General features: G+C 67.2%; 14 protein-coding genes and 1 tRNA gene. 11 read left to right on the plus strand and 4 right to left on the minus strand.

Going from position 1 to position 22053, the window contains the following annotated elements; translation table 11 throughout:
* The first annotated feature begins 125 nt into the window (after positions 1–125).
* From G6N25_RS17260 to G6N25_RS17270, 3 genes are all read left to right on the plus strand, one after another.
* Positions 126–9371, plus strand: coding sequence for a type I polyketide synthase (locus G6N25_RS17260; protein ID WP_083071957.1), 9246 nt, complete (start codon positions 126–128; stop codon positions 9369–9371).
* A gap of 85 nt (positions 9372–9456) precedes the next feature.
* Positions 9457–9849: a holo-ACP synthase AcpS gene (gene acpS / locus G6N25_RS17265; protein ID WP_083071958.1), complete on the plus strand. Its 393-nt coding sequence runs from the start codon at positions 9457–9459 to the stop codon at positions 9847–9849.
* 105 nt (positions 9850–9954) lie between these two features.
* Entirely contained in the window at positions 9955–11283 is a 1329-nt protein-coding gene (locus G6N25_RS17270) for a dipeptidase (RefSeq protein ID WP_083071959.1), read from the plus strand.
* A 493-nt stretch (positions 11284–11776) separates the two neighbouring features.
* Here G6N25_RS17270 and G6N25_RS17275 read toward each other — a convergent pair whose 3' ends face one another.
* The gene (locus G6N25_RS17275) at positions 11777–11998 is read right to left on the minus strand and encodes a hypothetical protein (RefSeq protein ID WP_142272431.1); all 222 of its coding nucleotides are present in this window, start codon (positions 11996–11998) and stop codon (positions 11777–11779) included.
* A 694-nt stretch (positions 11999–12692) separates the two neighbouring features.
* Between G6N25_RS17275 and G6N25_RS17280 the strand changes: the two genes are divergently transcribed.
* Complete coding sequence (locus tag G6N25_RS17280; protein WP_083071960.1) at positions 12693–13883, plus strand: hypothetical protein; 1191 nt, start codon at positions 12693–12695, stop codon at positions 13881–13883.
* Between the two features lie 127 nt (positions 13884–14010).
* Positions 14011–15180, plus strand: a complete 1170-nt coding sequence (locus G6N25_RS17285) for a hypothetical protein (protein WP_142272432.1) — start codon at positions 14011–14013, stop codon at positions 15178–15180.
* 478 nt (positions 15181–15658) lie between these two features.
* On the opposite strand, the gene bcp is transcribed toward G6N25_RS17285, so the two are convergent.
* The gene (bcp, locus tag G6N25_RS17290) at positions 15659–16138 is read right to left on the minus strand and encodes a thioredoxin-dependent thiol peroxidase (protein ID WP_083071962.1); all 480 of its coding nucleotides are present in this window, start codon (positions 16136–16138) and stop codon (positions 15659–15661) included.
* A 95-nt stretch (positions 16139–16233) separates the two neighbouring features.
* Between bcp and G6N25_RS17295 the strand changes: the two genes are divergently transcribed.
* The 5 genes from G6N25_RS17295 (at position 16234) to G6N25_RS17315 (ending at position 20264) form a co-directional block, all read left to right on the plus strand.
* Positions 16234–16461, plus strand: coding sequence for a DUF3618 domain-containing protein (locus G6N25_RS17295; RefSeq protein ID WP_083071963.1), 228 nt, complete (start codon positions 16234–16236; stop codon positions 16459–16461).
* 87 nt (positions 16462–16548) lie between these two features.
* Complete coding sequence (locus G6N25_RS17300; RefSeq protein ID WP_083071964.1) at positions 16549–17151, plus strand: TetR/AcrR family transcriptional regulator; 603 nt, start codon at positions 16549–16551, stop codon at positions 17149–17151.
* Between the two features lie 376 nt (positions 17152–17527).
* Positions 17528–18250, plus strand: coding sequence for an ABC transporter ATP-binding protein (locus G6N25_RS17305; protein ID WP_083071965.1), 723 nt, complete (start codon positions 17528–17530; stop codon positions 18248–18250).
* Positions 18247–19419: an ABC transporter substrate-binding protein gene (locus tag G6N25_RS17310; RefSeq protein ID WP_083071966.1), complete on the plus strand. Its 1173-nt coding sequence runs from the start codon at positions 18247–18249 to the stop codon at positions 19417–19419. The genes G6N25_RS17305 and G6N25_RS17310 overlap by 4 nt, the downstream gene beginning before the upstream one ends.
* The gene (locus tag G6N25_RS17315; protein WP_083071967.1) at positions 19416–20264 is read left to right on the plus strand and encodes an ABC transporter permease; all 849 of its coding nucleotides are present in this window, start codon (positions 19416–19418) and stop codon (positions 20262–20264) included. The genes G6N25_RS17310 and G6N25_RS17315 overlap by 4 nt, the downstream gene beginning before the upstream one ends.
* 119 nt (positions 20265–20383) lie before the next feature.
* On the opposite strand, the gene G6N25_RS17320 is transcribed toward G6N25_RS17315, so the two are convergent.
* The gene (locus G6N25_RS17320; RefSeq protein ID WP_083071968.1) at positions 20384–20716 is read right to left on the minus strand and encodes a PE family protein; all 333 of its coding nucleotides are present in this window, start codon (positions 20714–20716) and stop codon (positions 20384–20386) included.
* A gap of 713 nt (positions 20717–21429) precedes the next feature.
* On the opposite strand from G6N25_RS17320, the gene G6N25_RS17325 reads away from it, so the two are divergent.
* Positions 21430–21642, plus strand: a complete 213-nt coding sequence (locus G6N25_RS17325; protein ID WP_083071969.1) for a hypothetical protein — start codon at positions 21430–21432, stop codon at positions 21640–21642.
* Between the two features lie 204 nt (positions 21643–21846).
* On the opposite strand, the gene G6N25_RS17330 is transcribed toward G6N25_RS17325, so the two are convergent.
* A tRNA-Lys gene (locus tag G6N25_RS17330) sits at positions 21847–21919 on the minus strand.
* Positions 21920–22053 lie beyond the last annotated feature (134 nt).

Below are 22053 nucleotides of genomic sequence, written 5' to 3' on the forward strand. Positions count from 1 at the left end.
ACACACCGGTCAGCCGTTTTAACTGCGATTCGACGTGGAATCGACTGAGACCGACCAGGCTCCCGCCTGCCGGTGGTGCTGACGAACGAACCGAGACGTAAAGAAGCATAGGGGGATACAGCAAGGTGACGATCCACGAGCACGACCGTGTGTCCGCTGACCGCGACGGGAATAGCCCCCACACCACCCATGCTCTGGTCGACCGCCTGACGGCAGGAGAGCCGTACGCCATCGCATTCGGCGGCCAGGGCAGCGCCTGGCTGGAGACCCTCGAGGAGCTGGTGTCGTCGGCCGGGATCGAATCCGACCTGGCGACCCTGGTCGGTGAGGCGGAGCTGCTGCTCGAACCGGTGGAAAAAGAGCTGGTCGTGGTTCGTCCGATCGGTTTCGAGCCGCTGCGCTGGGTGCGCGCGCTGGCGGCCGAAGACCCGGTCCCCGCGGACAAGCACCTGACGTCGGCCGCGGTGTCGATGCCCGGCGTGCTGCTCACCCAGATCGCGGCCGGGCGCACCCTCGCGCGGCAGGGCATGGACTGGAGCGCGACGCCGCCGGTGGCCGTCGCCGGGCATTCCCAGGGCGTGCTGGCGGTCGAGGCGTTCAAGGCCTTGCAGGACGGGGCCGACCGCGACGTCGAACTGCTGGCCCTGGCCCAGCTGATCGGCGCGGCCGGGACGCTGGTGGCCCGTCGGCGCGGCATCTCGGTGCTGGGCGACCGCCCGCCGATGGTGTCGGTGACCAACGCCGACCCCGAGCGCATCCGCCGGCTGCTCGACGAGTTCGCGCAGGACGTGCGCACCGTCCTGCCGCCGGTGCTGTCCATCCGCAACGGCCGGCGGTCGGTGGTCATCACCGGCACGCCCGAGCAGCTCTCGCGCTTCGAGCTGTATTGCCGGCAGATCTCGGAGGCCGAAGAGGCCGACCGCAAGGGCAAGGTCCGCGGCGGCGACGTCTTCGCCCCGGTCTTCGACCCCGTGCAGGTGGAGGTGGGCTTCCACACCCCACGGCTGGCCGACGGCATCGACATCGTCGCGGGCTGGGCCGAGAAGGTCGGCCTCGACGTCGCGCTGGCCCGCAAGCTCACCGAGGCCATCTTGGTGGAGGGCGTCGACTGGGTGGACGAGATCACCCGGGTGCACGCCGCCGGAGCCCGGTGGATCCTCGATCTGGGCCCCGGGGACATCCTGACCCGGCTGACCGCGCCGGTGATCCGCGGCCTCGGCGTCGGCATCGTGCCCGCGGCGACCCGCGGCGGGCAGCGCAACCTCTTCACCGTCGGGGCCGTTCCCGAGGTGGCCAGGGCCTGGTCGACCTACGCGCCGACCGCGGTTCGCCTCCCCGACGGCAGGGTGAAGCTGTCGACGAAGTTCACCCGGCTGACCGGACGGTCGCCGATCCTGCTCGCGGGCATGACCCCCACCACCGTCGACGCCAAGATCGTCGCCGCCGCGGCCAACGCCGGGCACTGGGCCGAGCTGGCCGGCGGCGGGCAGGTCACCGAGGAGATCTTCGCCGACCGCGTCGAGGAGCTGTCCGGCCTGCTCGAGCCCGGCCGCACCTACCAGTTCAACGCGCTGTTCCTCGACCCCTACCTGTGGAAGCTGCAGGTCGGGGGCAAGCGGCTGGTGCAGAAGGCCCGTCAGGCCGGCGCGGCGATCGACGGCCTGGTGATCAGCGCCGGGATCCCGGACCTCGAGGAGGCCGTGGAGCTGATCCACGAGCTGGGCGAGGTCGGCATCAGCCACGTGGTGTTCAAGCCGGGCACCGTCGAGCAGATCCGCTCGGTCATCCGCATCGCGACCGAGGTGCCCACCAAGCCGGTGATCATGCACATCGAGGGCGGGCGTGCCGGCGGCCACCACTCCTGGGAGGACCTCGACGACCTGTTGCTGGCGACCTACTCGGAGCTGCGGTCGCGTTCCAACATCACCGTCTGCGTCGGCGGCGGCATCGGCACGCCCGAGCGGGCGGCCGAATACCTGTCCGGGCGCTGGGCCGAGTCCTACGGCTTCCCGCTGATGCCGATCGACGGCATCCTGGTCGGCACCGCGGCGATGGCGACGCTCGAGTCCACCACCTCGCCGTCGGTCAAGCGGATGCTGGTCGAAACACACGGCACCGACCAGTGGATCAGCGCCGGAAAAGCCCAGGGCGGCATGGCTTCCAGCCGCAGCCAGCTCGGCGCGGACATCCACGAGATCGACAACTCCGCCTCGCGGTGCGGCCGGCTGCTCGACGAGGTCGCCGGTGACGCCGAGGCGGTCGCCGAGCGCCGCGACGAGATCATCGCGGCGATGGCCAACACCGCCAAGCCGTACTTCGGCGACGTGACGGAGATGACCTACCTGCAGTGGCTGCGGCGCTACGTCGAGCTGACCATCGGCGACGGCGACTCGACCGCCGACACCGCCTCACCGGGCAGCCCATGGCTGGCCGACACGTGGCGCGACCGGTTCCAGCAGATGCTGCAGCGGGCCGAAGCGCGGTTAAACACAAGCGATTTCGGCCCGATCGAGACGCTGTTCGCCTCCGACGAGGCCCTGCTGGAGCGGCCCGACGAGGCGATCGCCACGCTGCTGGCGCACTACCCCGACGCCGAATCCGTGCAGCTGCACCCGGCCGATGTCCCCTTCTTCGTCACGCTGTGCAAGACGCTGGGCAAGCCGGTCAACTTCGTGCCCGTCATCGACAAGGACGTGCGGCGCTGGTGGCGCAGCGACTCGCTGTGGCAGGCGCACGACGCCCGCTACGACGCCGACCAGGTGTGCATCATTCCGGGCACCGCGGCCGTGGCCGGCATCACCCGGATGGACGAGCCGGTCGGCGAGCTGCTGGACCGCTTCGAGCAGGCCGCCATCGACGAGGTGCTGTCGTCCGCCGGGCAGCCCCGAGCCGTCACGTCGCGCCGGCTGGGGCGCCCCGACGTGACCGGGCCGCTGGCCGTCGTGCTCGACGCCCCCGACGTGCAGTGGGCCGGGCGCACCACGACCAACCCGGTGCATCGCATCGCCGGCCCGGCCGACTGGCAGGTCAACGAAAACCGCAGTGCCACACACTCTTCCACCGGCGCCCGGCTGCAGGTGGATTCGGACGAGCGGGTCGTGCTCAGCGTGCCGGTCTCGGGCACCTGGGTCGACATCCCATTCACGTTGCCCGCCAACACCGTTGACGGCGGCACCCCGGTGGTCTCCATCGAGGACGCCGCCACCGCCATGCGCGCCGTCCTGGCGATCGCCGCCGGTGTGGACGGGCCGGAATTCTTGCCCGCCGTCACCGACGGGACGGCCACCGTGACGGTGGACTGGGATCCGGAGCGGGTCGCCGATCACACCGGCGTCACCGCCACCTTCGGCGAGCCGCTGGCGCCCAGCCTCACCACCGTGCCCGACGCGCTCGTCGGCCCTTGCTGGCCCGCCGTTTTCGCGGCGATCGGCTCGGCGGTCACCGACGCCGGCGTCCCGGTGGTCGAGGGCCTGCTCAGCCTGGTGCACCTCGACCACGCCGCCCGCGTGGTCGGCCAGCTTCCGGCGGTGCCGGCCCAACTGACGGTGGCCGCAACGGCTTCGCGGGCCATCGACACGGACCTGGGCCGCGTCGTCCCCGTCTCGGTGACGATTGTGGACGCCGACGGCACCGTGATCGCGGTCCTCGAGGAGCGTTTCGCGATCCTTGGACGCATCGGTGCCGCCGAGCTGACCGACCCGGTCCGGGCCGGCGGCGCGGTATCCGAGAACGCCACCGACACCCCGCGCCGGCGCCGCCGCGACGTCACGCTGGCCGCGCCGGTCGACATGCGCCCGTTCGCGGTGGTGTCCGGCGACCACAATCCCATCCACACCGACCGGGCGGCCGCGCTGTTGGCGGGCCTGGAATCGCCGATCGTGCACGGCATGTGGCTGTCGGCCGCGGCGCAGCACGCGGTGACCGCCACCGACGGTCAGGCCCGCCCGCCCGCCCGGCTGGTCGGCTGGACCGCACGATTCCTGGGCATGGTGCGGCCCGGCGACGAGGTCGACTTCCGGGTGGATCGCGTCGGAATCGACCAGGGCGCAGAGGTTTTGGACGTGGCCGCCCGCGTCGGATCGGATCTGGTGATGTCGGCCACCGCGCGGCTGGCCGCCCCCAAGACGGTCTACGCGTTCCCCGGCCAGGGCATCCAGCACAAGGGCATGGGCATGGAGGTCCGGGCCCGGTCCAAGGCGGCCCGCAAGGTGTGGGACGCCGCGGACAAGTTCACCCGCGACACGCTGGGCTTCTCGGTGCTGCACGTGGTGCGCGACAACCCGACCAGCATCATCGCCAGCGGTGTGCACTACCACCACCCCGACGGCGTGCTGTACCTCACGCAGTTCACCCAGGTCGCGATGGCGACCGTGGCCGCCGCGCAGGTCGCCGAGATGCGCGAGCAGGGCGCCTTCGTCGAGGACGCCATCGCGTGCGGCCACTCGGTCGGCGAGTACACCGCCCTGGCCTGCGTGACGGGCATCTACGAGCTGGAAGCCTTGCTGGAGATGGTGTTTCACCGCGGCTCGAAGATGCACGACATCGTGCCGCGCGACGAGCTGGGCCGCTCCAACTACCGGTTGGCGGCGATCCGGCCCTCGCAGATCGACCTCCCCGACGACGAGGTCCCGGCCTTCGTTGCCGGAATCGCCGAGAGCACCGGTGAGTTTCTCGAGATCGTGAACTTCAACCTGCGCGGCTCGCAGTACGCGATCGCCGGCACGGTGCGCGGCCTGGAGGCGCTGGAGGCCGAGGTGGAGCGCCGCCGCGAGATCACCGGTGGCCGACGCTCGTTCATCCTGGTGCCGGGCATCGACGTGCCGTTCCACTCGCGGGTGTTGCGGGTCGGCGTGGCCGACTTCCGCCGGTCGCTGGAGCGGGTCATGCCGCGCGAGAAGGATCCCGAGCTGATCATCGGGCGCTACATTCCCAACCTGGTGCCGCGGCCGTTCACGCTGGATCGCGACTTCATCCAGGAGATCCGGGATCTGGTGCCCGCCGAGCCGCTCGACGAGATCCTCGCCGACTACGACACCTGGCGTCGCGACCGGCCGCGCGAGATGGCCCGCAAGGTCTTCATCGAACTGCTGGCGTGGCAGTTCGCCAGCCCGGTGCGCTGGATCGAGACCCAGGATCTGTTGTTCATCGAGGAGGCCGCCGGCGGCCTGGGCGTGGAGCGGTTCGTCGAGATCGGCGTCAAGTCCGCGCCGACCGTCGCCGGACTGGCCACCAACACCCTCAAACTGCCCGAATATGCCCACAGCACAGTGGAAGTGCTCAACGCCGAGCGCGACGCCGCCGTGCTGTTCGCCACCGACACCGACCCGGAGCCGGAGCCGGAGGACGAAGAGGCACCCGGGGAGTCGGAAGCGGTCGCCGGAGCGCCAGAAGCCGCCGCGCCGGCGCCGGCGCCTGCCGCGCCGTCCACTGGCCCCCGCCCCGACGACCTGACCTTCGACGCCGCCGACGCCACCGTGGCGCTGATCGCGCTGTCGGCCAAGATGCGCGTCGACCAGATCGAGGAGCTGGACTCCATCGAGTCGATCACCGACGGCGCGTCGTCGCGACGCAACCAGCTGCTGGTGGACCTGGGCTCCGAGCTGAACCTGGGTGCCATCGACGGCGCCGCCGAGGCCGACCTGGCCGGGCTGCGCTCCCAGGTGACCAAGCTGGCACGCACCTACAAGCCTTACGGCCCAGTGCTTTCCGACGCGATCAACGATCAGCTGCGGACCATTCTGGGACCGTCGGGCAAGCGGCCCGGCGCCATCGCCGAGCGGGTCAAGAAGACCTGGGAGCTCGGCGACGGTTGGGCCAAGCACGTCACGGTCGAGGTCGCGCTGGGGACCCGCGAGGGCACCAGCGTTCGCGGGGGCGCGATGGGCCACCTGCACGAGGGCGCGCTGGCCGATGCCGCGTCCGTCGACAAGGTCATCGACGCCGCCGTCGCTTCCGTCGCCGCGCGGCGCGGCATTTCGGTGGCGCTGCCGTCGGCGGGCGGCGGCGGTGGCGGCGCGACCATCGACGCCGCGGCGCTCTCCGAATTCACCGACCAGATCACCGGCCGCGACGGCGTACTGGCTTCGGCGGCCCGCCTGGTGCTGGGCCAGCTGGGCCTCGACGATTCGGTCGGCGTGTCGGCCGGTTTGGCTAAGGCCACCGACGCCGAGCTCATCGACCTGGTCACCGCCGAATTGGGCGCGGACTGGCCACGTTTGGTGGCACCGGTGTTCGACGCGAAGAAGGCCGTCGTGTTCGACGACCGGTGGGCCAGCGCCCGCGAAGACCTGGTCAGGCTCTGGCTGACCGACGAGGGCGACATCGACGCCCAGTGGTCGACCCTGTCGGAAAGGTTCGAGGGCGCCGGCCACGTCGTCGCCACCCAGGCCACCTGGTGGCAGGGCAAGTCGCTGGCCGCGGGCCGGCAGATCCACGCATCGCTGTACGGCCGCATCGCCGCGGGGGCCGAGAATCCGGACCCGGGCCCCTACAGCGGCGAAGTCGCCGTGGTGACAGGCGCTTCGAAGGGTTCGATCGCGGCGTCGGTGGTCGCGCGGCTGCTCGACGGCGGCGCCACCGTCATCGCGACGACGTCCAGGCTCGACGAGGAGCGGCTGGCGTTCTACCGCGGGCTGTATCGCGACCACGCCCGCTTCGGCGCCGCGCTGTGGGTGGTGGCGGCGAACATGGCGTCCTACTCCGACATCGACGCCCTGGTCGAGTGGGTCGGCACCGAGCAGACCGAAAGCCTTGGGCCGCAGTCGATTCACATCAAGGACGCGCAGACCCCGACGCTGCTGTTCCCGTTCGCGGCACCGCGCGTCGTCGGGGACCTGTCCGAGGCCGGCTCGCGGGCCGAGATGGAGATGAAGGTCCTGCTGTGGGCCGTGCAGCGGTTGATCGGCGGCCTGTCGAAGATCGGCGCCGAGCGCGACATCGCGTCGCGGCTGCACGTGGTCCTGCCGGGTTCGCCCAACCGCGGAATGTTCGGCGGCGACGGCGCCTACGGCGAGGCGAAGTCGGCCCTGGACGCCGTGGTGAGCCGCTGGCACGCCGAGTCTTCGTGGGCGGCGCGAGTCAGCTTGGCGCACGCGCTGATCGGCTGGACCCGGGGCACCGGGCTGATGGGCCACAACGACGCCATCGTCAGCGGCGTCGAGGAGGCCGGCGTCACCACCTACTCGACCGACGAGATGGCGGCGATGCTGCTGGACCTGTGCGACGTCGAGTCCAAGGTGGCCGCGGCCGGCGCGCCGATCAAGGCGGACCTGACCGGCGGGCTCGCCGACGCGAACCTCGACATGGCCGAGCTGGCCGCCAAGGCGCGCGAGCAGGCCACGTCGGCATTGGACGACGACGCTGAAGCCCCCGGGACCGCGGGCACCATCGCGGCGCTGCCGTCCCCGCCGCGCGGGTACACCCCCGCGCCGCCCCCCGAATGGGCCGACCTCGACGTCGACCCGGCGGATCTGGTGGTGATCGTCGGCGGCGCCGAAATCGGCCCGTACGGCTCGTCGCGGACCCGGTTCGAGATGGAGGTCGACAACGAACTGTCGGCGGCCGGCGTCCTGGAGCTGGCCTGGACCACCGGGCTGATCCGCTGGGAAGACGACCCCCAACCCGGTTGGTACGACACCGAATCCGGCGACCTGGTCGACGAGGCCGAGCTGGTCGAGCGCTACCACGACACCGTGGTCCAGCGCTGCGGCATTCGCGAGTTCGTCGACGACGGCGCCATCGACCCCGACCACGCCTCACCGCTCTTGGTGTCGGTGTTCCTGGACAAGGACTTCGCCTTCGTGGTGTCGTCGGAAGCCGACGCCCGCGCCTTCGTCGAGTTCGACCCGGAGCACACGGTCATCCGGCCGGTGCCCGACTCGAGCGACTGGCAGGTCATCCGCAAGGCGGGCACCGAGATTCGGGTGCCGCGAAAGACCAAGCTGTCGCGCGTCGTGGGCGGCCAGGTTCCGACCGGGTTCGACCCGACGGTGTGGGGAATCAGCGCCGACATGGCGAGTTCCATTGACCGGCTGGCGGTGTGGAACATCGTGGCGACCGTCGACGCGTTCCTGACGGCCGGCTTCAGCCCGGCCGAGGTGATGCGCTACGTGCACCCGAGCATGGTGGCCAACACCATGGGCACCGGCATGGGTGGCGGCACGTCGATGCAGACGATGTACCACGGAAACCTGTTGGGCCGTAACAAGCCGAACGACATCTTCCAGGAAGTGCTGCCGAATATCGTTGCCGCGCATGTGGTTCAGTCCTACATCGGCAGCTACGGCGCCATGATCCACCCGGTTGCCGCGTGCGCGACGGCCGCGGTGTCGGTCGAGGAGGGCGTCGACAAGATCCGGCTGGGCAAGGCCGAGCTGGTGGTCGCCGGTGGCATCGACGACCTCACGCTCGAGGGCATCATCGGCTTCGGCGACATGGCCGCCACCGCCGACACCGGCATGATGCGCGGCCGCGGCATCGAGGACTCGAAGTTCTCCCGGCCCAACGACCGGCGCCGGCTGGGCTTCGTCGAGGCCCAGGGCGGCGGCACCGTCCTGCTGGCCCGCGGCGACCTGGCGCTCAAGATGGGCCTGCCGGTGCTCGCGGTGGTGGCCTTCGCCCAGTCCTTCGGCGACGGTGTGCACACCTCGATCCCGGCCCCGGGGCTGGGTGCGCTGGGCGCGGGCCGCGGCGGCAAGGATTCGCCGCTGGCGCGCGCGCTGGCCAAGCTGGGCGTGGGCGCCGACGACGTCGCGGTGATCTCCAAGCATGACACGTCGACGTTGGCCAACGATCCCAACGAGACCGAGCTGCACGAAAGATTGGCGGTCGCACTCGGTCGTTCAGTGGGGGCCCCGCTGTTCGTGGTGTCGCAGAAGAGCCTCACCGGCCACGCCAAGGGCGGCGCGGCGGTCTTCCAGATGATGGGGCTGTGCCAGATGCTGCGCGACGGCGTGATCCCGCCGAACCGCAGCTTGGATTGCGTCGACGACGAGCTGGCGGGTTCCGCCCACTTCGTCTGGGTGCGCGAGACGCTGCGCCTCGGGGAGAAGTTCCCGCTCAAGGCGGGGATACTCACCAGCCTCGGGTTCGGCCACGTGTCCGGGCTGGTCGCGCTGGTGCACCCGCAGGCGTTCATCGCCGCGCTGGATGCCGGGCAGCGGGCCGACTACCGGCGGCGCGCGGACGCGCGCCTGCTGGCCGGCCAGCGCCGACTGGCCTCGGCCATCGCCGGCGGTCCGCCGATGTATCAGCGGCCACCGGACCGTCGCTTCGACCACCACGCGCCGGAGAAGCGTCAGGAGGCGGCGATGCTGCTGAACCCGGCCGCTCGCCTGGGCGACGGCGAGGCCTACGAGGTCTCTGCCGAATGACGTCGGCCTATTGCCCGGCTTCTCCTCGCTCCGCTGCGCGGACCGCATCGTCGCCGGGCTCGGCCATCCGTTAGCCTGTCTAGCCATGGGCATAGTCGGTGTGGGGATCGATCTCGTCTCCATTCCTGATTTCGCCGAGCAGGTCGACCAGCCGGGAACGGTGTTCTCCGAGACCTTCACGCCGGGCGAGCGGCGCGACGCCTCGGACAAGAGTTCGTCGGCGGCGCGTCACCTGGCCGCCCGCTGGGCCGCGAAGGAGGCCGTGATCAAGGCGTGGTCCGGGTCGCGGTTCGCCCAACGGCCCATGCTGCGGGAGGACATCCACCGCGACATCGAGGTGGTCACCGACATGTGGGGGCGTCCGCGGGTGCGGTTGACCGGCGACATCGCCACGCACCTGGCCGACGTGACCATCCACGTGTCGCTGACGCACGAGGGCGACACCGCGGCCGCGGTGGCCATCCTGGAGACTTCCTAATTTCCGCGATTTCCGCGAGCGTGCGTGTTTGTACACGACACGCCGGTAGTAAGCGGCATTCTGCGCACGCTCGCGGCTCGTCGAGGCGCGACTAGCCTCGAGGCCATGACTGATCTCGTTGAGCGTGTGCGCGACGTGCTGCCGTCGGTGCGCCGCGACCTCGAGGACCTGGTGCGGATCGAGTCGGTGTGGGCCGACCCCGCGCGGCGTCCCGAGGTGCACCGCAGCGCACAGGTGGTCGCGGATCTATTGTCGCAGGCCGGTTTTGACGATGTGCGGATCGTCAGCGAGGGTGGGGCGCCGGCGGTGATCGCCCGGCATCCGGCGCCCCCTGGTGCGCCCACCGTGCTGCTGTACGCCCATCACGACGTGCAGCCCGAGGGCGATCCCGGCCAGTGGGCGTCGCCGCCCTTCGAGCCGACCGAGCGCAACGGCCGGCTCTACGGCCGCGGCAGCGCCGACGACAAGGCCGGCATCGCAACGCATTTGGCGGCGTTTCGGGCGCATGGCGGTCGGCCGCCGGTGGGCGTGACGGTCTTCGTCGAGGGCGAGGAGGAATCCGGGTCGCCGTCCCTGGGCCGGTTGCTCGCCGCCCACCGCGACGCGCTGGCCGCCGACGTGATCGTCATCGCCGACTCGGACAACTGGAGCGTCGATGTCCCGGCGCTGACGGTATCGCTGCGCGGGCTGGCCGACTGCATGGTCGAGGTCGCCACGCTCGAGCACGGGTTGCACTCCGGTATCTGGGGCGGCGTGGTTCCCGACGCGCTGAGCGCGCTGGTGCGGCTGCTGGCCAGCCTGCACGACGACGACGGCAACGTGGCGGTGGCCGGCCTGCACGAATCCCAGGCCGCAGATGTCCAGTACCCGCCCGAGCGGGTCCGCGCGGACTCCGGTCTGCTGGACGGGGTTTCAGAAATCGGCTCCGGCTCGGTGCCGCAGCGGCTGTGGGCCAAACCGGCGATCACGGTGATCGGCATCGACACCACATCCGTTGCGGCCGCGTCCAACACGCTGATCCCGCGGGCGCGCGCCAAGATCAGCATGCGGGTCGCGCCCGGCGGCGACGCCACCGCGCATCTGGACGCGTTGACCGCCCACCTGCAGCGGCACGCCCCGTGGGGCGCGCGGGTCAGCGTCACGCCCGGCGAGATCGGTGAGCCCTATGCCATCGAGGCCAGTGGCCCGGTTTACGACGCCGCGCGGGCGGCATTTCGCCAGGCCTGGGGTGTTGAGCCGATCGACATGGGCATGGGCGGCTCGATCCCGTTCATCGCCGAGTTCGCCGCCGCCTTCCCGCAGGCCAAGATCCTCGTCACCGGCGTCGAAGACCCCGCAACCCAGGCACACAGCATCAACGAGAGCCTGGATCTGGGTGTGTTGGAACGCGCGGCGATCGCCGAGGCGCTGCTGCTGGCCAGCCTGGCGCCATAGCGCTAAGTGGACGGGGCCAACCGTTAAATTCTGGCCTTTGCCGGGGATGGCGTCGTCCTGCGTCCCACAGGGACTCGATTGACCGGATGATGAGCGAGTTCTTCATCTATGTGGGTAGTGGCGGGCCGGTCCAGGGCGGCCAGCGCCACGAGGCGAGCGTCTTGACGAACGCCGTGGGGTGCGGTGTTCGCGTATTTCCTCGAACACCTGTGGTTCGCGTTGGGTGACGGTGCCCGGTGGGTGAGGTGAAAGGCTCTTGCTCAGCTGGTCGGGTATCGCATGTGGGCGCGGTGTGGAGGCGACGTCAGACAGGCCCGTGAGCTGGACGTATCTGTGAAGAACCTAAGCTCGTGGCACTTTCGAGAGGCTTTGTGTGATCGGTTCAAGAACGTGTAGCTGCGCAATCCTTGCGGACCAGAAAAACTCCTGCTAGATGCGCTGAAGACAGAAGGTGTAGCAAACCTATCTGTCGGCAGACTAGTTAAATATGAAACTACTTATCGGTAACCAACCGGTCCGCATTCACCGTCACGCCTAAGATAGCTATTTCCGCAGTAATCCAATTGCTTGCCAGGGAATAGTGAACACTCTTGTGTTTGCTGACGAATAGCGCTTCACCGCCGACACCCATACGGCAGGCCGCGCTCGTCGCCACGGCGCCGCCCGATCGCCCCGCCACGATGACTTCGCGATGCACCTCGATCTGCGGCCCCACTGATCCGCCACAGCCAGGTACCCGCTGGCGAGGACAACCCCTCCCGCACCCGCCGGGCCCACCTGTTGCTTCGAGTTAGCCGCCCCGCCCCGCCGTCACCGCCCGGGCCCACCCGCCGTCCGCACCGTTTTACGGTCCACCTCAAGAGAGGTGGTGTACCTGGGTTTGTCCCGAGCGGAGCGCTTTCGGCGAGTCACCGGACGTGGTCGGTATTGGATTGTGCCACAAGCACATACCGGCGTTATCCGGTCTGACGAACGCTGATTCTCCATGGTTATCTTCGAACCCATCGACGGTTACTTCCTTGTGCGGTGGCGGTATGGACAAGCCGCGCGACTGTTTTCCTCGCCTGCTCGCGTCAGCATGCTGTGGCGCCGCGCGGCTGAAACCCGCTGGCGCGTTGACGGGGGAGCCACCTGCCTGGATATGAGCGGATCGAGACGCCGCAATCAAGGCGTGTCGACACCTGACAATGATGCCGTGTCAGGTTACTCCCATGCCGTCAAATAAATATTTTGGTGGGGCTTTTCATTTAGCCCAATTAGGGTAATAGTTTTTGTGTATTTTAAGCAGGCTTTTGCTGCACCCGCATATCGTTGTAATTAATTGTCTATTTTGTTTGTCGCGATTCATTCGCAATATTTCACAGCTACATTCAATTCGTCATTATCCAGAATCCGCAAAGGAGACGGTCGTGGACCTCGCAGCCCGCCCCCACATCACCGCTGGCATCGCCCTGGCCAGCGCCGCTGTCCTCGCCGCCGGGCCCATGGCCCAGCACCTACCCGACCTCCATGCCACCCAACACCTACGTGAAGTCAGCGTGCCTGGCATTCAGCTCACCGACGCCGCTGACAGTGTGATCGACCTGTTCTCCGGCGTGGAAAACGAACTCGCATCTCTGGCAAGTGGAGCCGCCGCGACCGCGGTGCCCGCGGCGGCCCTCACCGATTTCATCAACCCCGCCGCACTACCACTACCGATAGCGACGTGGGTTAAAACGTTCCAGAATGTGGGCACCAGCCTGCAGACAACTGTGAATTTGATGCAAAAACTCCCGTTTCCGGTTGCCCAGCAGGTCGCCGCGAACTGGGTCTCATACGCCGACGTCTACGTCAATGCGTACCAAGTAGCCGCGAATGCTGCTGTCAAATTCTACACCGGAACCGCAACTACCAATTTCTGGCCGTATCTGAACGCGGCGTTCAACAGCTTCGCTTCAGGAAGCTTCACTGGCCTCAATAAGGGCGTGGTTCCCGACTTAGTCGAGGCGTTCTACGCATACCCACTCCTAACTATCGGGCTGCCTCTGGGAACTATTTTGCACATCCCCGCAGACTTCACCCAGAATCTGGCGACCGTGACCACATACCTGTTGGAGAACAGCGTCACCAGCATTGGTACGTATTGGGCCTCCACCCTGCCAACGCAGGTCGAGACTGCGTTCGGTGGCAGTTTTCAGGCTGCGTCTACGGCGTGGTCCCATGGGGATCCAGTAGGGGCGATAAGCAACCTGCTCAATACCCCCGGCGCACTGGTCAATGACTTCCTCAACGGCAGTACTGGGTCGCAGGGCCTGATCAGTTTCTTGCTAAACCACACCATATTGACGACTCTCACCCCCAACCTGGCGACGTCGATCGTAGCTCCCAACGCCCAAAATATTGCGTCCGGCGGCAGTCTTCAGGCGGCACTGCAGGGCTTGGGGAACCAGCTGATCAATGGTTGGCCATCCCTGAGCAACGCCGTCAGCGGTATCAGCACGGGATTGACGACACTGTTGCAAAACGTGGCGTCGAAGATGCCGTCACTGTTGGCAAGCTTCGGTGCAACTTTTGCAACCAATATTGGTTTGTTGATTTCCAACCTGCTCAAGTTGCTCTGATCCCGGTGGCGGTCGCCGATGCGAGCCGGCGACCGCCACCGGCAATCGCCGCTCGCACCGGGATTCTTCTCACCTCAACCAGCTACGGATTGCCCTCATCCGAATACCCAGATCAAAGGAGATGGTCGTGGACCTCGCAGCCCGCCCCCACATCACCGCTGGCATCGCCCTGGCCAGCGCCGCTGTCCTCGCCGCCGGCCCCATGGCCCAGCACCTACCCGACGTTCACGTGGTCCAACAGCTCTCCCAGGTGAGCGTGTCGGAGATTCAGCTCACCGGCGCCGACAGCGTGTTGGACCTGTTCTCCGGTGTGGAAAACGAGCTCGCCTCCCTCGCCAGCGGCGCAAGCGCGGCCGCGGTGCCCGCGGCTGCTCTCACTGATTTCATCAATCCCGCCGGATTACCCCTGCCTATTCAAACTTGGATCAACACCTTCCAGACGGCGGGCACAAATCTGCAGACGACTGCCAATTTGATCCAAGCGCTTCCGTTCCCGACTTTGCAGCAGATCGCCGCTAACTGGGCCTCCTACGGCGATCTCTACGTCGGGCCGTATCAGGTCTCCGCGAATGCTGCTGTCAATTTTTACACCGGAACCGCAAAAGCCGACTTCTGGCCCCTCCTGAACACGGCATTCAACCAGATCGCCTCCGGCAACATCAGTACCGCAGTAAACAACTTGTACCTTGCGTTCTTCCAGGACCCATTCGTAAGCATCGGGGAACCTCTGGAAAAGATTTTGCAGATCCCCGCCTACTTCACCCAGAACCTAGCGAACGCTACCAAGTATCTGACGACGACCGGCATAGCCTTGACTGCTGCCGACTTGCTCGCAGCCCTATCGCAGACCCAGTCCGCGCTCGGAAAGAGTCTTCAGGCCGCGTCGAGCGCGTGGGCGGGTGGGGACCCGGTGGGGGCGATCAGCAACCTGCTCAATACCCCCGGCGCAATGGTCAATGGCTTCCTCAATGGCACTAATGGGACAAACGGTGCGCTCGGCTTACTCAACACTGGCGTGTTGAAGACTATCGCTCCGGGTTTGGCGAAGTCGATCGTGGCTCCCAATGCAGTAAATATCGCGACCGGCGGAAGTCTGCAAGCCGCGCTGCAGGGCTTCGCTAACCAGCTGATCAATGGCTGGCCGTCCCTGAGCAACGCCGTCAGCGGCGTGAGCTCGGGATTGACCACGCTGTTGCAAAGCGTCTCGTCGAATCTGCCGTCGATGTTGTCGAGTTTCGGTGCCACCTTGGCCACCAACATCGGGCTGTTGATTTCCAACCTGCTCAAGTTGCTCTGAATTCGTGGTGGTCGCCGTTGCGAGCCGGTGACCTACCAACGGCGATTGGCCTCCTTCACCCATGAAGGGGGCCAATCGGCATGCTCGGCGCAGTTGTCGGATGCCGATCAGGGTTGCCTGTGGGGTCGCGGACGGCGCAGTCGCGCAGTCCACAGGGTCGTTGGGTTGGCTCCTGGACGATGTCGGCGTCGCCGGGCTGCAGCTACGCGAAGGTGCCGTCGAGATCGTTGGTCGCCAAAAGGAGCATCTACAGAACATGGCATTAAACCGGAACAGCCTGCACGCAAGCGGTAGCGTCAACGATTGAGGCTGCTCTGAGCTGCATGTTCCGGATATAGGTGATTTCCGCTGGCAGCGGAACGCCGGTTTAAACCGAACGATCGCACGGCAGCCAACCCTTGGGACCTGTGCTCCGCAGCGCCCGTCGGGCACGTTCGAAAGCAGTGCACCCAACATCTATGAGAGCTATTGATCTAGCTCATCCGAACTGGCCCAGGATCTGCTTAATCTTTGACGTCGTATGTGCAGCCTTCACGTTGTACTGCGCGACGGCGATCTTGCCCTTCTCGTCGACCACGAAGGTGGAGCGAATCACGCCCGTGACGGTCTTGCCGTACATCTGCTTCTCGCCGTAGGCTCCCCAGGCCGTCAGCACCTTGCGGTCGGGATCGGACAGCAGCGGGAACGTCAGCTTCTCGGTGTCCCGGAACTTGGCGAGCTTCGCCGGTGGGTCGGGGGAGATGCCGACGACGTCGAAGCCGGCATCGTTGAGGTCGCGCAGGTTGTCGCGAAAGTCGCAGGCCTGCTTGGTGCATCCCGGTGTCGAGGCCGCCGGATAGAAGTACACGACGACGCGGCGTCCCTTGTAGTCGGCCAGCGATACCTTCTTGCCGTCGGCGTCGGGCAGGCTGAAGGCGGGCGCCTTGTCGCCCGGCGCGAGCCGCGTGGTCTCGGTCAACTCGATCCCTCTCTATTCACCGGAGCGTCGGGGTCGGCGCCAGCTGATCTAGGGTAGTTCGTCAGGTGCAGCAGCCGGACTTGGAGGGCAGACACGTGGCGGATCGGGACCCCGAGACCATCAAGCAGGACATCGACCTCGCCCGTGAGCAGCTGGCGACCACCGTCGATTCACTTGCCGAGCGTGCCAATCCCCGCCGTCTCGCCGACGACCTCAAGGCCCGGGTGATCGGATTCGTGAAGAAGCCCGTGGTGACGGCGTCACTGGCTGGAGTCGGGATCCTCGTCGTCGTGGTGGTGGTCCGCAGGATCAGGGATCGCTGACCCGCGATAACGCCCCGCCCCGGGCTCGGGCTCCCGAAATAGACAGACAGCTCTGTCTGCGGTCGAGGCTCTGCTAGCGTCGGCGTCATGGAGATCCTCGACCGGGAGGCCGCCAAAGCCACTGCCCAGTCCGTGGGATTGGTGTCCCCGGCCGTCCGGATACTCGCGGCGGCAACGGAATTGTTTGCTACACAGGGGATTCGGGCGGTGGGTATCGAGCGGATCCTGCGCGAGTCGGGCTGCGCGAAAGCGAGCCTTTACGACTCGTACGGCTCCAAGGCGGCTTTGGTGCTGGCCTATCTGGCGCAGTTGGATCGCGCTGATCGCGATCGGTGGGTGAAGGCCACCGAGGGCTTGGCCGGTCCGGTCGAAAAGGCTTTGGCCTTCTTCGATCTGGCGATCGCCAACGGGCTCAAGGGCGAATTTCCCGGTTGCCTGTATGCCAACGTGGCGACCGAGTTCCCCGGCGTGCGCTTTGAACCCATCGACGGGCACCGCCGGTGGGTGCGCTCATGCCTGACGGAGTTGATGAACTCCGCGGGGGCCGAGCAGCCGGACTTGATCGCCCGGCAGATCCAGCTGCTGTACGACGGCGCGCTGGCGGGCTCCAAGCTCGACGAATCGGTGGTGCCGATCAGGCTCGGCCGGAGCCTGGCGGCCGATTTCATCGCCCGCGCCCGCGGTCGATAGCGCGCGCCCGCGTTTCCGGTCGATTCAGATCAGCCCGATCCGATCTCGGGTGTCGGCGTCGGTCACGCCGCGTTCGGCCGTCGAGGTCATCCCTGCGCGGGTTTGCGCGGTCCGATGCGGGCAGGATCTATTCGAGCTGGTCCCTTCAAATACGCAGCGCGACAACCGGATTCCGTGCCAGGCGTGGTACACCGCGGGGCGGACGGCGGCGACGGTGGGCCACGGCGGCCACCTCGTGGAGGATGCGGGCCTCCCCGGTCTCCTGAGGAGCGCGTGCGTAGACAGAGCGGTCTGTCTGTGGCAGCGTCACCGTCGTGCCGTGCCCGGCGATGTGCGAGGCACGAGCGCGTTCCGGCCTCCCGAAAGGACAGCAAACGTGGCAACCGGCACGGTGCGAATAGTTGAGGGCCACAAGAGCTTTGGGGCGACCAAACAGGCGCTCACGAGCATCGACCTGACCATCGACGACGGCGACTTCCTGGCGATCCTCGGACGCAGCGGAAGCGGCAAGTCGACGCTGTTGCGGGTGATCGCCGGGCTGGAGAAGCTGACGCTGGGGACCGTCGAATGGTCCACGGGAAGCGGTGTGGCACGACCGCACACCGGTGTCGTGTTTCAGCAGCCCCTCCTGCTGCCGTGGTTGACCGCCGGCGAGAACGTCCTTTTCGCAGGACGTTTCGCGGCGAACCGGAAATCCTTCCAGCCCGAATACGCCCAGGAACTGCTGCGGCGCTTTGACCTCGAGGCGGTGGCCGACCAGTACCCCGACCAGTTGTCCGGCGGGCAGGCGCAGCGCGTCTCGATAATCCGTGCGGTGGCTACCCGGCCCCGACTGCTGCTGTTGGACGAGCCGTTCAGCGCGCTGGACCCCGCCATCCGCGGCGATTTGCGGGCGTGGCTGGCCGACCTCGCCGCCGAGCTCGCGATCACCGTGGTGCTGGTCACCCACGACGTGGACGAGGCCTTGCAACTGGCCAGCCGCATTGTGTTGCTCGGTCCCGACGGGCGGATCCGCCGCGAATGGCGACCCGCCGTCAGCGCCGACAACGGCGAGCTTAGGCAGCAAATTCTCGACCATTACCGCGTGGCCGAACGATGAGTACCCGCCCGGTCTCGCGCCGGTCGCTGCTGGCCGGCGCGGTCACGCTGGCCGCGGCGGGGGGCCTGGCCGGTGCGGCCGATCTCGCTCACGCCGCGACCGTCGACCGGGCCAACACCGGCGGGCAGCTGCGCATCGGATACCTGCCGATCACCGACGCGGCGCCGCTGCTGATCGCCCATGCGGCCGGGCTCTACCAGCCCGGCGTGGTCAGCCCGGCCAAGCCGGTACTGTTCCGCAGCTGGGCGTCGCTGGCCGAGGCGTTCGTCACCCGTCAGGTCGACGCCGTCCACATGCTGATGCCGACGGCCATTCAGTTGCGGTTCTTTTTGGGCAGCGCCATCCGGGTCTTGGCCTGGAACCACACCAACGGTTCGGCGTTGACCGTCGCCCCGCACATCACTGACTTCGGCCAACTGGCCGGAACACAAGTGGCGATACCGTTTTGGTGGTCGATCCACAACATCATCCTTCAGGACCTGCTGCGGGCCCACGATTTGGTGCCGGTGGTGCGCCGAAGCGCCTCGCGCAGCGCCCGGACGGTCGAGCTGATAGTGATGAGCCCGTCGGACATGGTGCCGGCGCTGGCCAACCGCTCCATTAGCGGCTACGTGGTGGCCGATCCGTTCAACGCCATGGCCCAGGTGCGCAAGATCGGCCGCATCCACACGTTCCTCGGCGACGTGTGGCGCGACCACGCCTGCTGTGTGGTCCTGGCCCACGAAGACCTCATCGAGAACCGTCCGCAGGCGGCGGCCTCCCTTGTCAACTCGATCGTGCTTGCGCAGCAACGCATCGACGGCAACCGGCCCGCGGCCGCGGCGGCCCTGTCGACCGGGGCCTATCTGCCCCAGCCGCTGCCCGCCATCAAGACCGCGCTGACCTATAACCCCAAGGATTACCGCTTCGCGCATCCGGATTGGCAACCGCAGCGGTTGGGTTTCCAGCCTTTCCCGTTCGCGAGTTTCACCCGACGGCTCGTGCAGGCGATGCACGACACCGTCGTCGACGGCGACCGGGGGTTCCTGGATCGGCTCGACCCCGCGACGGTGCACTCGCAGCTGGTCTACGACAGTTTCGTGCGGACCGCGCTGGCGGCCCACGGCGGCCCCGAAAGCTTTGGGCTCCCTTCCGATCTGATCCGAGTCGAACAGGTGCAACCCTTATGACCACACAGCGAATCAGCCCCGTCGATGCCTCGGCGTCGGGCGAGGTCGTCCTACCGGCGGCGACGTCCAGACCCAAGTGGCCGCTTTTGCGGCGCTGGTGGCCACCGACGCTCGCGATCGCGGCGGCGGTCGCCCTTTGGTGGCTGGTCACCGCCGTGCTCGCTTCCCCACGGTCCCTGTTGCGCCAGACCACGCCCGGTCATGTGGCCAAATCGCTAGTCGCGCTTTACAACCGGGGCGTGCTGCTGGCCGACACCGAGGTCAGCCTGTGGCGGCTGCTCGTTGGCTTGCTCGTGGCCGCGGTCATCGCGATTCCCGCAGGACTGCTCATCGGGCTGAGCGACGTTGCTGATCGCGCCAGCCGTCCCGTGGTGCAATTTCTGCGGATGATCTCGCCGCTGTCGTGGGCGCCAATATCGGTGGCGATCTTCGGAATCGGCAACGAGCCGGTCATTTTCCTGATCGCCGCGGCCGCGGTGTGGCCCATTTTGATCAACACCGCGGCCGGGGTCCATGCCGTCGATCCCGGCTACCTGTTGGTCGCCAGGTCATTCGGCGCAAGCCGGATCGAACGCCTGACGGCGGTAATATTGCCGGCCATCCGCGGTCACCTGCAGACCGGCTTGCGGGTCGCGCTGGGAATCGCGTGGGTGGTCTTGGTGCCGGCCGAAATGCTGGGTGTGCGTTCCGGTCTCGGCTACCAGATCCTCAACGCTCGCGACCAGCTGGCCTACGGCCAGGTGGTCGCGGTGATCGTGGTCATCGGCGTCATCGGGTACGTCCTGGATCTCGGTGCGCGGCGTGCGTTGTCGACGTCGCGCCGGGACGGGTCAACCGCGGGGTAGGGCTGTGCTCTCGGCTATGGGGCGGTCGGCAATCTTCGGCCACTCGATTTCGCCCAGCACCGCGGCGAGCATCAATTGCTCGGCGAAGTCGACGTCGTACACATCAGGCAGGTCAATGCCTAGATAAACTCGATGAGCTCAATCCACGGATCGTTGAAATCCATCAGATGCGTGGCGGCATATTCCACGTTCACGTACGCGAACTCGGCCGCGCCTAACAGCTGCGCGAACTGCGCCTGCCAGGCTGCGGCTTGCGCCGCGATGTCCTGCCAAATCGCGCCGTAGCCGTTGAAGATCGTTGCAATGCCGGCTGATACCTGGTCGGCTGCCGCCGGCACCATGGTGCTGGTCGGCGCGTTGGCCTGCGCGTTGGCTTCACCGAGCGTTCGACCGATCGCGTGGACGCCTTGGCCTGCGCTGGCGAGCGCTGCAGGGGTGACGGTGAGACTCATTTCAAACTCCCAACTCGGCCATCAGCTTCCCGGTCAATACGGTGAACCCTGGGTTGGGCCCCTGGGACCACATTCAGCCACATCGGCACCGCCGCGCTTCTCCGCGATCGATCGTCAACGTGATAGCGCCCCCCAGACTGCATCGTTACCCGCTAAGCGGCGACTTCTGGCGTTGATGTGACCAGTGTTGCGTGGTGTGCGCCACCCACCGACGCCGAGATCTGCGTTAGCGCGAGAAAGTTCGAGTGGGCGGCACGCTAACGTCGATCTCGACGCAGGGGAAGCAACCGGCCCGGCGTCGAGATCCGCGATTCCCGGAAATGAAATAGCCCGCTGTGCTCCCCGCAGCGGCTCGAACGGTTGTTTGCCGGGCGCCCCCTTTGGGCGCCGACGCGCCCACAACGCCCCACCAATGAAACGGAGCCCTGGGCCTCACGAACCCAGGGCTCCGGCAACCACACCACCCGACGCTCCCGAAAGAGCGTCGGGTTCGAGCTTAGCTTCCGCAGGCACTGGCGCCTACCCCCCTTCTGTGCCCACGCGTGGGCGGTTGCCGGTCCGGTCAACGGGGCGGCAACCAGAGTGGCGGTGGCGAGGTGTTGTCAGACCGTTGAGGCAACATATCCGATGACTAGCTGAACAGCGCCTTTGCGGCGCGCGAACCGCGTTGTGTGCCACACTGGCAGGGGTGCACGATGCGGGAAGGGTGTGAAATGACAGCTTTGATAGAACCCGACGACACCGTCGTCGTAGCGAAGGCTGCCGATCTTCGCTCTGCGGTGGCGAACGCCCTCAGCCGTGCCCATTGCAGCTTTGACGACCTCGCCACGCAGGCGCGGACGGGCAATTTCGACTCGATCCAAGCACGGCTCGCATGGGTGGCCATCGGCGACCTGTACGGTGTCGACCTTGACCAGACGTTTTGATCTGGAACGGGATTCTCGAACACTTGCTCAGGAGTTCAACGAGCTTCTCAACGGCACCGTCTGCGACGGCCCACGGCTAAGTTGCGTCATATCCCCTGGTAGAGACCGGTCGCGCGCAGTCATCGGGTACGAGCCCGGCACGCTCCTCAACACAGGGCATTCAGGCAGTGTTACTGGGCAGGGCTAAGTAATGCCGTTGAGCTGTGCGCCGTCAGGGTTTCGAACCCCGGACCCGCTGATTAAGAGTCAGCTGCTCTACCAACTGAGCTAACGGCGCCTTGGTCGGCCGAGACCGCTTGGCGACAATAACAGGGATTCCGCCGGAGGGCGAAATCCCAGGACCTTCCCAGTGTAGAACCTGACGAGCAAACCGGCTGATGTCGCCGCGGTCAGAAGCTCACACCCACTAAA

The sequence above is a fragment of the Mycobacterium heidelbergense genome, assembly GCF_010730745.1.
In the GTDB taxonomy this organism is placed as follows: domain Bacteria; phylum Actinomycetota; class Actinomycetes; order Mycobacteriales; family Mycobacteriaceae; genus Mycobacterium; species Mycobacterium heidelbergense.

What these genes read in the sequence shown, in the direction of transcription:
- acpS (WP_083071958.1), top strand. Translation starts at nt 9,457, where the DNA reads ATGGGCATAGTCGGTGTGGGGATCGATCTCGTCTCCATTCCTGATTTC.
- G6N25_RS17270 (WP_083071959.1), top strand. Translation starts at nt 9,955, where the DNA reads ATGACTGATCTCGTTGAGCGTGTGCGCGACGTGCTGCCGTCGGTGCGC.
- G6N25_RS17300 (WP_083071964.1), top strand. Translation starts at nt 16,549, where the DNA reads ATGGAGATCCTCGACCGGGAGGCCGCCAAAGCCACTGCCCAGTCCGTG.
- G6N25_RS17310 (WP_083071966.1), top strand. Translation starts at nt 18,247, where the DNA reads ATGAGTACCCGCCCGGTCTCGCGCCGGTCGCTGCTGGCCGGCGCGGTC.
- G6N25_RS17315 (WP_083071967.1), top strand. Translation starts at nt 19,416, where the DNA reads ATGACCACACAGCGAATCAGCCCCGTCGATGCCTCGGCGTCGGGCGAG.
- G6N25_RS17320 (WP_083071968.1), bottom strand. Translation starts at nt 20,716, where the DNA reads ATGAGTCTCACCGTCACCCCTGCAGCGCTCGCCAGCGCAGGCCAAGGC.
- G6N25_RS17325 (WP_083071969.1), top strand. Translation starts at nt 21,430, where the DNA reads ATGACAGCTTTGATAGAACCCGACGACACCGTCGTCGTAGCGAAGGCT.